Origin of the sequence: Rossellomorea sp. KS-H15a (genome assembly GCF_024195245.1) — a bacterium.
In the GTDB taxonomy this organism is placed as follows: Bacteria; Bacillota; Bacilli; order Bacillales; family Bacillaceae_B; genus Rossellomorea; species Rossellomorea vietnamensis.
Map to the genome: position 1 here is coordinate 2,016,681 of NZ_CP096886.1, position 14,476 is coordinate 2,031,156.

10 protein-coding genes are annotated in these 14,476 nt (G+C 44.4%); 6 read left to right on the top strand and 4 right to left on the bottom strand.

All coding sequences use genetic code 11. The annotated features are described in order from the left end of the window. The first annotated feature begins 73 nt into the window (after positions 1-73). From asnB to M1J35_RS10390, 4 genes are all read left to right on the top strand, one after another. On the top strand, positions 74-1,921 hold the full coding sequence (gene asnB, locus M1J35_RS10375; RefSeq protein WP_254653566.1) for an asparagine synthase (glutamine-hydrolyzing): 1,848 nt from the start codon (positions 74-76) through the stop codon (positions 1,919-1,921). 333 nt (positions 1,922-2,254) lie between these two features. Then, positions 2,255-3,778: a phytoene desaturase family protein gene (locus tag M1J35_RS10380; RefSeq protein WP_254653735.1), complete on the top strand. Its 1,524-nt coding sequence runs from the start codon at positions 2,255-2,257 to the stop codon at positions 3,776-3,778. Next, complete coding sequence (locus M1J35_RS10385) at positions 3,775-5,277, top strand: phytoene desaturase family protein (protein WP_254653567.1); 1,503 nt, start codon at positions 3,775-3,777, stop codon at positions 5,275-5,277. Before M1J35_RS10380 ends, M1J35_RS10385 begins: the two co-directional genes overlap by 4 nt. Then, positions 5,243-6,079, top strand: coding sequence for a phytoene/squalene synthase family protein (locus M1J35_RS10390; RefSeq protein WP_254653568.1), 837 nt, complete (start codon positions 5,243-5,245; stop codon positions 6,077-6,079). Before M1J35_RS10385 ends, M1J35_RS10390 begins: the two co-directional genes overlap by 35 nt. A gap of 108 nt (positions 6,080-6,187) precedes the next feature. Here M1J35_RS10390 and M1J35_RS10395 read toward each other — a convergent pair whose 3' ends face one another. From M1J35_RS10395 to M1J35_RS10410, 4 genes are all read right to left on the bottom strand, one after another. Then, positions 6,188-7,573: an ammonium transporter gene (locus tag M1J35_RS10395; protein WP_254653569.1), complete on the bottom strand. Its 1,386-nt coding sequence runs from the start codon at positions 7,571-7,573 to the stop codon at positions 6,188-6,190. Between the two features lie 62 nt (positions 7,574-7,635). Further along, on the bottom strand, positions 7,636-7,977 hold the full coding sequence (locus M1J35_RS10400; protein ID WP_224520477.1) for a P-II family nitrogen regulator: 342 nt from the start codon (positions 7,975-7,977) through the stop codon (positions 7,636-7,638). Positions 7,978-8,244: 267 nt separating this feature from the next. Further along, positions 8,245-9,600 carry an MATE family efflux transporter gene (locus M1J35_RS10405; RefSeq protein WP_224520476.1) on the bottom strand — a complete coding sequence of 452 codons (1,356 nt, stop codon included), beginning with the start codon at positions 9,598-9,600 and terminating at the stop codon, positions 8,245-8,247. 112 nt (positions 9,601-9,712) lie between these two features. Further along, a complete protein-coding gene (locus M1J35_RS10410; protein WP_224520475.1) occupies positions 9,713-11,473 on the bottom strand; it encodes an alpha-glycosidase in 1,761 nt (586 codons plus the stop codon). Between the two features lie 292 nt (positions 11,474-11,765). Here M1J35_RS10410 and M1J35_RS10415 point away from each other — a divergent pair, with 292 nt between their 5' ends. Both M1J35_RS10415 and M1J35_RS10420 read left to right on the top strand, forming a co-directional pair. Then, positions 11,766-13,040: an extracellular solute-binding protein gene (locus M1J35_RS10415; protein ID WP_254653570.1), complete on the top strand. Its 1,275-nt coding sequence runs from the start codon at positions 11,766-11,768 to the stop codon at positions 13,038-13,040. A gap of 149 nt (positions 13,041-13,189) precedes the next feature. Then, entirely contained in the window at positions 13,190-14,476 is a 1,287-nt protein-coding gene (locus M1J35_RS10420; protein ID WP_224520473.1) for a carbohydrate ABC transporter permease, read from the top strand.

The following is a 14,476-nucleotide window of genomic DNA, read 5'->3' on the forward strand; positions in this document are numbered from 1 at the left end:
TCTCAAAGGGGCATAGAATAATTTATGTGTCAGTGAGCCCAGTTTGTTTGACTAGAAAGTGAGGATGATCACTATGTGCGGAATTACAGGTTGGATCGATTATAAACAAGATATGTCGAATGAAAAAGAAGTTGTTGAAAAAATGGCGGAAACCCTTTCTAAAAGGGGACCTGACGAAACGAATGTATGGGTCGACCAGCATGCTGCGTTCGGTCATAAGCGATTGATCGTAGTCGATCCGGCAGGAGGAAGGCAGCCTATGAGCCTCCAACATGACGGACACCTTTTCACCATTTGCTATAACGGAGAGCTATACAATACAGAAGATCTTAGACAAGTACTTATAGAGAAGGGATATACCTTCAAAGGGCATTCTGATACCGAGGTCCTGTTAACCTCTTATATTGAGTGGAGGGAAGAATGTGTCGAGCACCTGAACGGGATATTCGCCTTTGCCGTATGGGACAGTGAGAAGGGGCATGCCTTTATAGGCAGGGACAGAATGGGCGTAAAGCCTTTATTTTATTTTGAAAAGGATGACGGGATCCTGTTTGCATCAGAAATCAAGGCTTTACTTGCTCATCCCGATGTTTTGCCACAGGTGGACCTGCAGGGGCTTTCAGAAGTGCTCGGCCTCGGTCCATCCCGCACTCCAGGGAATGGGGTGTTCAAAGGGGTGAAGGAACTGCGTCCCGCCCATAGCATGATCTTCTCCAAGGGAGGCTTGGCTATTTGGAGATACTGGAATGTGAAAAGTGAGGAGCATACGGATTCGTTCATCGAGACGGTCTCGAAAGTGCGCTTTCTGCTTACGGATGCCATAGAGAGGCAGCTGGTTTCCGATGTACCTCTGTGCACATTCTTATCGGGAGGACTGGATTCCAGTGCGATTACGGCGGTGGCAGCAAATTCATATAAGGAAGAAGGGAAAGGGAAACTTCATACGTATTCCATTGATTATGAAGAAAATGATCAATACTTTAAAGCGAATGATTTCCAACCGAACTCCGATGCCCCATGGATTGAAAAGATGACTGCTGAATTTGATACGGTTCATCACAAATGTGAGATCAGTCAACAAGAGTTAAAGGACTATCTGATCGAAGCCGTGCATGTAAGGGACCTTCCGGGTATGGCCGATGTGGATTCATCTCTCTTATGGTTCTGCAGGGAAATCAAAGAGGACTTTACCGTAGGGCTATCAGGTGAATGTGCGGATGAAATCTTCGGGGGGTATCCGTGGTTTCACCGCCCGGAAGATTTCAACCGCAGAGGATTCCCATGGATGCGCTCCACAGCGGAACGACAGGGGCTACTCAAAGAAGAGTGGAGTAAGAAATTAAACCTCGAGGAATATGTTCTGGAGCAGTATGATCGTACGGTTGCCGAAACCCCGTTGTTGGATGGGGAAAATGAACTGGAGACCAAAAGGAGACAATTATTCTATTTAAACTTATTATGGTTCATGACGACTTTACTGGATAGAAAGGACCGCATGAGTATGGGAGCTAGCCTCGAAGTCCGTGTGCCGTTTGCAGACCATAGACTTGTAGAGTACGTGTGGAATATCCCGTGGGAGATGAAAATGCATGATGGCAGGGAAAAGGGCATCCTGAGGAAGGCGCTTGAAGGCGTACTTCCCCATGAAGTCCTTTACCGAAAGAAAAGCCCATACCCGAAAACCCATCACCCGGAGTATACAAAACTGGTCAGTGACTGGCTCAATGAAATCCTGGAAGACAAGTCAAGCATTCTCTATGAATTATTTGACGAGGCGAAACTCAAAGAAATCGTCGCTAGCGGGGGAGCTGCCTTTGAAGTCCCCTGGTACGGCCAACTCATGACCGGTCCCCAACTACTTGCCCACCTTGCCCAGATCCATGTGTGGTTCAAGGATTATAATATTGAAATTGTGGAGTAAAGCAATCAAAGCGACAAAGAATGTAGAGACAGGTACAAACATAGAATGAAAGTATGAATGATTGAAATGGAGGCATAGTAAAAGGATAAGAATCCTTTTACTATGCCTCCTATTTGCTCTGGCTTTGAATTTTGTTGCTATGTAGCAACAAAATGATGGGAAAGAGATCCGATTGCGGTTTTAAAGGGTTTATTGGGTATAGGACAAGTCCAATGGAGAGGGAAAAACAAATTTAGTTGGAAAAATAAAGTTTATTGTTTTTTCAGAGTGGAAAACAGTTGTATAAGTGTTGTATAATAATTGTACAAATAAAAGACATTGGAGGCTATAATGATGGCCGAAAAGATAATCGTCATTGGTGCAGGTCCCGGGGGCCTGGCCGCGGCAATGCTTCTTGCCAGCAAAGGGTACAAAGTAGAAATCTATGAGAAGCAATCATTTGTGGGAGGAAGAAATGGTTCGGTCACGATGGATGGCTATACATTCGATATTGGGCCGACATTCCTCAGCATGCCGGAGATAGCAGAAGAATTATTCGAGGCGTCAGGAAGGGATCTTCATGATTATGTTGACCTGCGGGAGCTTTCCATGATGTATGAACTCAATTTTAAAGATAAGAAAGTCAAAATGTATAAAGATCCCGAAGCGTTATCGGAGGAAATCGAACGACATTATCCAGGGAATTCAGAAGGATATACACGTTTCATGAATGATACCCGTAAAAAAATGGAACGTTTGAAACCGATTTTACAGAGCCCGATGGATCGATATTATCAATATATCAGTTGGAAGGTATTGAGGGCACTTCCTCAATTATCCTTGGGTAAATCCCTATACAGCGTGTTGAGTGATTACTTTACAGAACATGAACTGCGACTCGCGTTCACCTTCCAGTCGAAGTATTTAGGCATGTCCCCCTGGGAGTGTCCGGGCGCCTTTTCCATATTGTCTTTCATGGAGCACGAATACGGCATCTTTCACCCAATCGGCGGATTGAATCAATTATCGAAAGCCATGGCAAGAGTGGTGAAGGAGCATGGGGGCTCAATCCATCTCGGGTCTGGTGTCAAGAAATTGTGGATTGAAGACGGAAATGACGTAAAAGGGATCATAACTGAAAATGGGGAGAGAGTTGCTGCGGATGAAGTGATCATCAACGGGGACTTTGCTCATGTCATGACCAACCTGGTGGAAGAGGGGGTTTTGAAAAAATACAGCAAAGAAAAGCTGAAAAAGAAAAAATACTCCTGTTCCACATTTATGATTTACCTGGGGCTTGATAAACAATATGATCTCCCTCATCACAGTATCGTGTTCGCGGAGGATTACAGGCGAAATGTAGAGGAGATAACAAAGACATACACCCTTTCAGAGGACCCTTCGATTTATATCCAAAATGCATCAGTGACAGATCCAACGCTGGCGCCGCCGGGGCATTCAACATTATACATCCTTGCACCGGTCCCTAATAATGTAAGCGGGATCGATTGGACAGAAAATGAACAAACGTTCCGGGATCTGGTATTGGATGCAGTGGAGAGCAAGACAGGTTTAGAGAATATCCGGGATCACATCAAGGTAGAAAAGGTCATCTCCCCCCATCATTGGGAGACCGACTTCAACATATATGAAGGTGCCACCTTTAATCTTGGCCACCAATTAACGCAAATGATGGCACTCCGCCCACATAATAAATTTGAAGAACTCGAACACTGCTGGTTAGTCGGAGGAGGCACGCATCCTGGGAGTGGATTGCCTACAATCTTGGAATCTGCGAGGATCACGACCAATATGTTGATGAATGAAGACCCTTCACACTCGTTCACGAAAGAACAAACGATGGAGGAAGCTCTATGAAAACAGCAGTCGTAGGATCAGGTATCGGTGGATTGATTTCGGCATTGTTACTTGCTAAAGACGGTCACGACGTTACGGTCTATGAGAAAGAGCCGATCATCGGTGGACGTCTTGCCTTTGTTCAGGATGGTGATTACAAGATTGATAAGGGACCTACCATTGTCCTCCTGCCAGACATGCTCATGTCCATCCTTTCGGAAGCGGGCATAGATACGAATGAAATAGAATTCGTTCGCTGCGACCCCCTCTATGATGTTCATTTTGCTGATGGGCAAACGTATACGAAATATGCCGATATCCATAAGCAATATGAAGAGATCAAGAAGAAGTTTCCCGGGGATGAAGAAGGCTTCATTCAATTTATGAGCGATATGGATGAACGATTTGCAATAGGGAAGCCCCAATTTCTTGAAACGTCTTTTCTGCAAAAGAGGGATTATCTCAATCCCCGAACACTAGGGTCATTGTTTAAGCTGAAGGCATACCGCAATGTGATGGGGAACTTAAAGCATTATTTTCAACATGTGAAGTTGCAGACAGCCTATGGATTGCAAACACTATATATCGGCGGCAATCCCTACACGACCCCGGCGATTTACAGCCTGGTGTCCTTCAGTGAACATAAGCACGGCATCTACTATATAAAAGGGGGATATGCTGGGCTATTGGACCATGTGAAGGAAGCGTGCAACCTGCATGGTGTGAAGATCAAGACCTCCTCACCCGTCTCGGAAATCGAAACGAAAGGAGGCAAAGCGACGCATATTATCCTTGGAGATCAGAGGGAGCCGGTCGATTCGGTTATCATTAATGGGGATTTTCCTACAGCATCCAAATTAGTAAGGAAGAAAGCGCCCAAACCGTATAAGCCTTCATCAGGCTGTGTGCTTTTATATATGGGAGTCGACGGGAAGTATGATGATAAGGAAATGCATCAATTTTATTTAAATGAAGATTTCTCTGGGAATATGGAGGATATTTTCGAGAATAAGAGAATTCCTAAAGAACCTTCCTTTTATGTATTCAATCCTTCCAAGGTCGATTCTTCACTTGCCCCTGAAGGTAAGAGTGTCCTTTATGTCCTCATACCGGTTCCTGTGTCGGAGAAATTGGATTGGAAAGAAGCTTCAGAATACCTTTCCGACCTTATATTGGATACAATGGAAGAAAGGGGATTCGAAGAACTGAGAAAACGGATAACATGGATGAAAATCAGGACGCCTGAAGAGGCGATGCAAGAAGGGTTATATTCAGGGGGGAGCTTTGGAATTGCGCCAAGCTTGGGTCAATCCGGTCCCTTCAGACCCCAGGTACAACCCTTTCCGGAGAAGAACATCTTTGCTGTGGGGGCATCCATCCACCCTGGAGGAGGAGTACCGATTGTCATGCAGGGTGCTAAGCTCGTAGCCCAAGCCTTTAAGGAACATTGCGAAACAGAATCAGAAAGGAAGGATGTGTCCTTACATGAACAAGATCTTGGAAGCATACGACCACTGTGAAAATATCATAAAAGTTCATTCCAAAACTTTTTACAGAGCTTTTTCATTACTGCCGAAAGACCAAAAGAAGGCTGTGTGGGCTGTGTATGCCTTTTGCCGCAAAGTAGACGATATCGTTGACGAGGGCACGAATCCTTCAGAGGAATTGCGCAGGTTCGAAATGGAATTCGAATCGTATCTGAACGGTTTTTATCCCCCGGATGAGCCTATGTGGGTAGCGTTGGATGATGTGTTTAAACGGTTCAACATGGATATTCAAGCTTTCCGGGACATGATAAAGGGGCAAAGGATGGACCTTGGTGAAAAGGTCTACATCAAGATGGACGATGTCCTTGACTATTCCTATCACGTGGCGAGTACTGTAGGATTAATGCTCCTGCCCATCCTTGCCCCCGGGAAAGAACAGTCATTGAGAGAAGATGGGATCTACCTTGGTTATGCCATGCAGCTGACCAATATATTAAGAGATATCGGCGAGGATCTTGAAAGGGGTCGATTATATATCCCTCAGGATCTATTAGTGAAATATGAGTATACCGTAACGGATTTAAAAGAACACAGAATCAATGAAGCCTTTCAGTCTATATGGGAAGAAATGGCCCAACTTGCAGAAGATTATTATGAAAAAGCGTTTCGTACCATGAATCTTTATCCTATGTATTCGAGGACCCCGGTAAAAGGTGCTGCCCTATTGTACCGTGCGATTCTGAACGAAGTCAGAACGAATGACTATAATGTTTTTTCCAAGAAGCACTATGTATCAAAAGATGCGAAAGAAAAGATCATTTCATCCATTTCATAAATAAGCTCGTATGGAGGCTGTACGGATGCCTTCCATATGAGCTTATTGTTGTCCTGTGTCCATTTTGAAAAAGAAAAAAGAGCCGCATAAAGCAGCTCTTACTCAAAATCAGATTGTGTTCCGTTGATTCATATCATTCACATTTCCCGTTCCGATCGAGTTCAATCGCTCGACTAAGTCAGATCCGAATGGGGAAGCGGAAGAAACGTTCGATTCCAATACTGTATCCTTTAATTCATAGGCATTGGAACCATGCTCCGTAAAATCGAGCCCTGAAAGTTCTTCTTCACGGGAGACACGGATACTTGATAGTCTCGTTACGATGAATAGGAATCCACCAACGGTAACGGACGTCCAGACAATGACGGCTAACACCCCAAGGGCTTGAGTGGCGACCAGGGCAGCGCCTCCACCATATAAAAGTCCGTTCTGAACGTCGAACAGTCCCACAGCCACTGTACCCCATATTCCACAAATTCCATGAACGGCAATGGCCCCAACAGGATCATCGACTTTCAATTTCGAATCGATGAAGGTGACAGCCTCTACCAGAACAACTCCAGCGATCAGACCGATCACGAGAGAACCGGCCAGTGATACATTTGCACAACCGGCGGTGATACCCACTAGTCCGCCGAGGGCGCCATTTAATGTAAGGGATGGATCGATTCGCTTAAATCGGATCAACGTGTAAAAAGCGGATGAAAGAATGGCGGCGGAAGCTGAAAATAAAGTCGTCGTGATGACGTGCGGGACAAGGGTGGGATCTGCGGCCAGACTGCTTCCTCCATTAAACCCGAACCAGCCGAACCAAAGGATGAACACACCGAGGGCACCGATGGGAATATTATGGCCCGGGATGACATTCACTTTTCCTTTGCTGTATTTCCCAACTCGGGATCCAAGGAATAAGACTGTGATGAATGCGCCAACTGCACCAGTTAAATGGACGACAGTAGATCCGGCGAAATCTACGAACCCAAGCTCAGAAAGCCAGCCGCCGCCCCACACCCAATGTCCGACGATCGGATAGATGATTCCTGTCATGGCAATGGTCAAAAGGATATAGCTTTTAAGTTTCATGCGTTCAGCCACAGCACCGGAAATAATCGTGGCACAGGTAGCGGCAAATACGGATTGAAATAAGAAGAAACCGATGTCTTCCCGTCCTGATAGGAAAAAGCTGTCCGTGCCGATGAGGCCGCCTGATGACCCGCCGAACATGAATCCGAACCCTACGATGAAATAAAGAACAGAGGCAATGGCGACAGTTAAGAAGTTTTTCATGAGGATATTAAGAGAGTTCTTGGCGCGGGTGAATCCGGTCTCCACCATGGCAAATCCGGCATGCATGAAGAACACAAGGACTGCAGCGATCATCACCCACAGGGAGTCGACGGATGCTTGAACAGACTCTGCGGTAGGGGCTGCTGCGAATGCTGTAGTGCTAACAAAAAGCGACAGGAACATAAGAGACGTAATTTTTTTAATCAATGGAATCCCTCCAGTATTGGTTTGGTAAAGCAGCTAAATGACTGTGTGAAGAAAGAAGTGATTTACAAAACGGCTTTTTTTCCTCGTTCGCCTGTACGGATGCGGATGACATCTTCGACGGGATAGATGAAAATCTTACCGTCGCCAACGGTGCCTGTACTGCAATGTTCAACGATGAGATCAATGATGTCTTCCACCTGTCCATCGTCGATGATCATTTCCACCTTTACGCGGGGGACTAACTGCAGTTCAAATTTATTCCCCCTGAATATCCCCTGTTTCCCTTTTTGTTTTCCACACCCAGCTGCCTCTGATACTGTCAGGCCGCTGAATCCACGAAGACATAGTGCTTCTCTCAGAGACAGAAACGCTTCCGCACGGATAATGGCTTCCACTTTTTTCATTATGATTTCCTCCTTTTATAAAATTGGTGTTTCTTCATGTTAGGTTTTATGACATGAATAAGTTATATCATTTATCATATTCAGAAAATAACAAAAGTTCAAGTATTAATTTGTAATGAAAGCGTTTTTATGTAAAAAAACATAACATTTATTAATGATGGCGTTTTCATTTGAAGGAAAAAAGAGTCAGCTCGACTGGAGAGCTGACTCTTTTTTAATGATGGGAGGGGTGTTAGTTCGAAACCGCTTAAAGGAAGGTCCGTCCCTCTAAACGGCGTTTTTATCATGTTGGATAAATCGTTTATGGATCCATTTTTTGGATCTCCAGCGTTTGAGCATGATGATTCCACGCAGCCATTCATCGGCAATGAAGGAGATCCAGATTCCAATAAGTCCGAGTCCGAACGAGATTCCGAGAATGTAGGAAAGCGTGACGCTTACTCCCCACATGGATAAGATCCCCATATAGACTGGGAAGCGTACATCACCTGTTGCCCTAAGCGCATTAATGACCACTAAGTTAAAGCTTCTTCCCGGCTCGAGAATGATGGTCAGATAGATCAATGTTTTACCAAGGGAAATGATTTCTTCGTTGCTCGTAAATATGCGGAGGAGAGGTTCTGCTGCAACGGAAAAAACTCCGGCCATGATGAGCGAGATGATGATTGCGATCTTTAAGCTTTTCAGGCATCGTTCGTAAGCACTGTCAAAATCCCTGGCGCCGATCATGTGTCCGATGATGATCTGTGTTCCCTGGCTGATGGCGACGCTGAATAAGAAAATGAACATCATCAGATTTTGGGCATATACCTTCGTCGTAAGAGCATTGGTCCCGATACTCGCAATGAAGTAGGTAATGACCATTTGTGACCCGTTATAGGAAAGATGCTCCCCTGCAGAGGGGATGCCGATCCGCAGTAAATTTTTAACGTGAGAGAGAGGCAGATTCAATAATCTTCTGAATGGAAGAGCAGTGGGTATCCGTTTCTTTATCACGATGATACTTACGATGAATCCGATCAGTCTTGAAGTGATGGTGGAAATCGCCACACCCTCTACGCCTAATACAGGGACACCGAACGGTCCAAAAATAAATAGGTAGTTTCCGATCACGTTGATAATATTCATGCCGATTGTGATATACATGGCGTCTTTTGTATAGCCGTAGCTCCTCATGATGGCTCCTGCAGTCATGATCAATGCCTGGATGAAAGCGAAGCCTCCCACGATTCTTAAATAGGAAGAAGCTTCATCCATCAGTGAACGGGGGAGATCCATAGATGATAAGATTGGCTTACTGAAAAATACAAGGGCGATACTCAATAAGAGTCCGAATAGTAGATTGACAGCAATGGAAACGATCGACACTTCCCCTGCCATGCGATTCTCATCCGCCCCGAGATGCTGGGCCACTAGGATGGCTGTACCCGTCGCGACAAATCCAAACATCACAATGATGAGAGAAAGGATCTGATTGGAGACCCCTACCGCTGCTACTGAATCATCGGAGTACTGACTCAGCATTAACGTATCCGCATTTCCCATCAGCATGTGAAGGAAAATTTCAATGAAGATCGGCCAGGTCAAGGCAAAGAGGGTCATGTTTCTTTGGTTATTGCTCATAGTTTTTCTCCTTTTGCTTACCGGGGGCATAAACCGGCATTCATTACATATGAAATAGATAAGGGGACTAACCGTTAAGGTGTAGTCCCTCTTGTTTAGGAAATAAGCATCATTAGAATTTCAAAATGGCAAATCCATACCCTTCGAGTGCCACCTCGATGGACTCTGCTTCTGCGGCAAAATCTTCCCCATTCCACAGATTGGTGATCTTCTTTCCTTTCAACTCAAAAGGAAGGGAGTAGGTGGTCGATTCTTCACTGCAATTTAATAAAACAAAGATTGTTTCTTCTCCGTTTGACTTGGTGAATGAAAGGCAATGCTCATGAAGATCACCGGGTAAGAATGTCAGATTTCCTTCATTGCTTAACAGTGAGTATTTCTTCCGGAGGGCGATATGTTTCTGTATATGCCCGAAGAGCTCCTCGTTATGATGTTCCTGGTCCCATGGGAAGCATTTACGGCATCCTGGATCCTGTTCACCTGTCAGACCGATTTCATCACCATAATAAATACAAGGTGTGCCGGTAAATGAGAGCATGAACGTGTAGATTTGTTTAGCACGTCGGATATCTTCGCCGCACTCTGTTAATACTCGTGGTGTATCATGACTACCGACAAGGTTGAAATTCACTTCGTTTACATTCTTAGGGTACATATGAACGACAGACGTCATGTTTTCTGCAAATTGAGAAGCAGAAATGGTCTGGTGGGCAAACAGATTCAATAGATTGGTCGTAAAAGGATAATTCATGACAGCATCGAATTGATCTCCACGTAGCCAGGGCATGGAATCGTGCCAGATTTCCCCTAAGATATACAGCTCCGGCTTGATCCCTTTTACTTCTTTTCGGAATTCACGCCAGAAGTGGTGATCGACTTCATTGGCTACATCGAGACGCCATCCATCGATATCAAATTCCTTTATCCAGTAGCGGCCCACTTCCAATAGATAATTGCGCACCTCTTCATTCTCAGTATTTAACTTTGGCATGGAAGGTTCGAATGCAAAGGTATCATAATTGGGAGGCGAACTTTCGATATCCAATGGGAATTCATGTACATGAAACCACTCTTTATAAGGAGAATCCTCGCCCTTTTCCAGCACATCCTGAAACTGATCAAAGTAAAAGCCGCTATGATTAAAGACGGCATCGAGCATGACTTTGATATCATGCTCGTGACAGACCTTGATTAATTCCTTCAATGTTTCTTTCGTCCCAAACTGGGGATCGATTTCGAAATAATCGATTGTGTCGTATTTATGATTGGAATGCGCTTTAAAAATCGGGGTAAAGTAAATCCCGGAGATTCCAAGCGTTTTTAAATAAGGAATGTTCTGGATCACGCCTTCTAAGTCCCCTCCGAAAAAATTGGTCGGTGTGGGCTCTGTACTATTCCAATCCAGTGTCCCTTCTGGATCATTCTCCGTATTCCCATTTGCGAAGCGCTCAGGAAAAATTTGATACCAGACCGTATCCTTCACCCAGCCAGGTGCTTCGAAGACATCGATGGTATTCAGGAACGGGAAGCAGAAATAGTCCCCTATATCAGTGGAAGGTGCATCATTAAATCCCTTTTCTCCATAAAAGACTTCATCCGTTGTGTCATCGAGGAGAAAACCATAGCGAAGCCGTCTGAATGGAGGGGAGACGGAAGCAAACCAATAATCGAACAACTTATCCGTTCCGGTTAAAACCATTTCCTTGCGATCATATTGCCATTTTCCATTTTCCCATTGATAGGGATCTCCGTGGAGGAGAGTGACGGTTTCGACGTCTTTTTTCTTCGTGCGAATCCGTATGTGTAATTCATTATTTGTGCAAGCGTATGCATAATTATCTTTCGGTCTATGATAGATGGCTTCCAGTAGCATCGTATATCCTCCTCTTATTCATTCCATTAAAGAGTATTCCAAACCAACAATGTTGTCAATGATAGGCAGTCAAACTAGTAAAGCGTTTTCTTTTCTTTTAGGTCATACGCAAAAATTTTCAAAAAAAGTATTGTCAAAGGAGATTTAGTTTGTATAATAAGAAGTAGGTTGTGCAATCGTTTTCACAAGAGAATGTAAGCGATATCTTTAGAGATTAAGTCATAGTATGTGCAAGCGTTTGTTCAATCTAAAACATGAATTAATAGTTTCACCATACTTAGGAGGGGTCGAAATGAAGAAAGCGTTATCATTGCTTATGGTAATCATGCTTGTACTAGGGGCGCTCGCTGCTTGTGGTCCAAACCGTGAGGAAGGATCCGGTGACAGCGGAGAGAAGAAAACAGACGATGCGAACAAACCTGAAAAACTGGTTGTCTGGGAAGACCAAGAGAAAACTGGATGGCTGGATGAAGTAGGTGCCAAGTTCGAAGAAGAAACTGGTATCAAGGTTGAAGTGAAAGAAGTAGAAATGGCTACTAAGATGAAAGAACAATTACGTTTAGACGGTCCAGCAGGAACGGGCCCGGACGTTTTAACATTACCGCATGACCAAATTGGTGAGCTTGCTCTTGCAGGGCATATCGCTCCTTTAGAAGTGGACGGGGACATTGAAAAGCGTTTCACCGAGTCTTCTATGACAGCTGAAAGTTATGACGGAAAGTTATATGGACTGCCAAAATCTTCTGAAACGCCTGTATTTGTATACAACAAGGCGTTAATGGAAGAAGCTCCAAAAACAATGGATGAAGTTTACACTTTCTCTAAAGATTTCACAAAAGACGGAAAATATGGTTTCTTAGCTCTTTGGGATAACTTCTATTTCGCACATGCACCGATCGGTGGATTCGGCGGATATGTATTTGCTGAAAAAGATGGTGCTTTAGATGCGAAAGATCTTGGGTTAAATAATGAAGGTGCTGTTGAAGGTACTGAATATATTCAAAAATGGTACACAGAAGGATTATTCCCTAAAGGAATCATCGGGGAAAATGGCGGATCTGCACTTGACGGTCTTTTCGGAGAAGGAAAAGTAGCATCTGTCATGAACGGACCTTGGTCTTTCCAAGGGTATAAAGATGCCGGTATCGACATCGGTATCTCTGCAATGCCTAAGCTTCCAAACGGTGAGCCGATGAAAACATTCATGGGTGTTAAAGGATGGCATGTGTCAGGCTACTCTAAAAACAAAGAGTGGGCTCAAAAATTCATCGAATTCATCACTCAAGACGAGTATGCGAAATTACGTTTCGAACAAACTCAGGAAGTTCCAACAAACCAAGGTCTGATCGACGATCCTGCGATCGCTGACAATCCTGGTGCAAAAGCGGTTGCTGAGCAATCTCAATACGCGGTTCCAATGCCGAACATCCCTGAGATGGGAGAAGTTTGGGGACCAATGGCTGATTCACTTCAAACGGTTGTAACAGGTAAGCAGGAACCGAAAGCGGCTCTTGATGCTGCAGTTAAGCAAATTGAGCAGAACATTGATGCGAATCACTCCAACTAATCATTGAACATAGCGGTACCTTCTCATCTTGAGAGGTACTGCTATCCTTTTAAAGACCTATTCAAGGGCTTTTTAAGGAAAAAAGCTTTCTTTTCTTAAAAAGCTCTTGAAGCTTATCAAAACTGTGAACGTAGAAAGGGGAATATAGGATGGAGCAACAATCCTATCAAACAAATCATAGAAAAACAGCGCTGGCCCTTTCCCTAATCCCTGGTTTAGGTCAGATGTATCATAGGCAGTTTCTAAAAGGCGGATTCTTCCTGATCATGACTGCCGCCTTTATTCTTGTCTTCAGAGACTTGATCGGCTACGGATTATGGGGGATTACGACCCTTGGGACAGATGTATCATACGGAGATCATTCCATTTTCTTAATGGTATACGGTATCTTGGCAATCATAGTATCTATTTTTGGAATCGGTTTTTATCTGTTTAATCTCCGGGATGCATTTAAGAATGGAGAGAAGCGCGACAGGGGAGAGAAGCTTAGCACGATCCGCGAGCAGTACAGAAATCTGATTGATAATGGTTTTCCATATCTCATTATGTCTCCAGGGTTCTTACTACTCGTGTTCGTCGTCATTTTCCCGATCATCTTTGTCGTTTTACTGGCGTTTACAAACTATGATCTGTATCACTCACCACCAGCTAAACTGGTCGACTGGGTAGGGATTCAAAACTTTGTTGATATCTTCAAGATTGATATATGGAGAGAAACATTCATCACAGTACTTGCCTGGACACTCGTTTGGACGTTCGGAGCGACAACCCTTCAAGTGGCACTTGGTGTATTCCTTGCCATCCTTGTGAATCAAAAGGATTTAAAAGGGAAAGCCATCATCCGTACGGTATTCATCCTGCCATGGGCAATCCCGGCTTTCGTTTCGATCTTGGTTTTCGCCGGAATGTTCAATGAATCATTCGGAACGATCAACCGGGACATCCTGGGCTTCTTCGGCATTGAAGGATTACCTTGGATGACCGAACCGATGTATACACGAATCGCCTTGATCGGAATCCAGGCATGGCTCGGCTTCCCGTTCATCTTTGCCATGACAACAGGGGTGCTTCAATCGATTCCCGATGAACTTTATGAAGCAGCGACGGTCGATGGGGCTTCAGCTTTCCAGAAATTCAAGAATATCACGCTGCCACTTGTCCTTTTTGCAACGGCACCGATCATCATTACACAATACACGTTTAACTTTAATAACTTCAACGTCATTTACTTATTTAACGGCGGTGGACCGGCCTTAACCGGACAAAATGCAGGTGGGACGGATATCCTGATCTCCTGGATCTACAGTCTGACGATGACATCCGCACAGTATTCGAAAGCCGCTGCCATTACTTTATTATTGTCCATCATCGTCATCACTGTAGCGATCTGGCAGTTCAAGAGAACGAAATCATTCCAAGAAGAGGATATGATGTAA

Coding starts and splice junctions, on each gene's coding strand:
- M1J35_RS10410 (WP_224520475.1), bottom strand. CDS start 11,473: ATGCTACTGGAAGCCATCTATCATAGACCGAAAGATAATTATGCATAC.
- M1J35_RS10405 (WP_224520476.1), bottom strand. CDS start 9,600: ATGAGCAATAACCAAAGAAACATGACCCTCTTTGCCTTGACCTGGCCG.
- M1J35_RS10385 (WP_254653567.1), top strand. CDS start 3,775: ATGAAAACAGCAGTCGTAGGATCAGGTATCGGTGGATTGATTTCGGCA.
- M1J35_RS10380 (WP_254653735.1), top strand. CDS start 2,255: ATGGCCGAAAAGATAATCGTCATTGGTGCAGGTCCCGGGGGCCTGGCC.
- M1J35_RS10400 (WP_224520477.1), bottom strand. CDS start 7,977: ATGAAAAAAGTGGAAGCCATTATCCGTGCGGAAGCGTTTCTGTCTCTG.
- M1J35_RS10420 (WP_224520473.1), top strand. CDS start 13,190: ATGGAGCAACAATCCTATCAAACAAATCATAGAAAAACAGCGCTGGCC.
- asnB (WP_254653566.1), top strand. CDS start 74: ATGTGCGGAATTACAGGTTGGATCGATTATAAACAAGATATGTCGAAT.
- M1J35_RS10415 (WP_254653570.1), top strand. CDS start 11,766: ATGAAGAAAGCGTTATCATTGCTTATGGTAATCATGCTTGTACTAGGG.
- M1J35_RS10390 (WP_254653568.1), top strand. CDS start 5,243: ATGAACAAGATCTTGGAAGCATACGACCACTGTGAAAATATCATAAAA.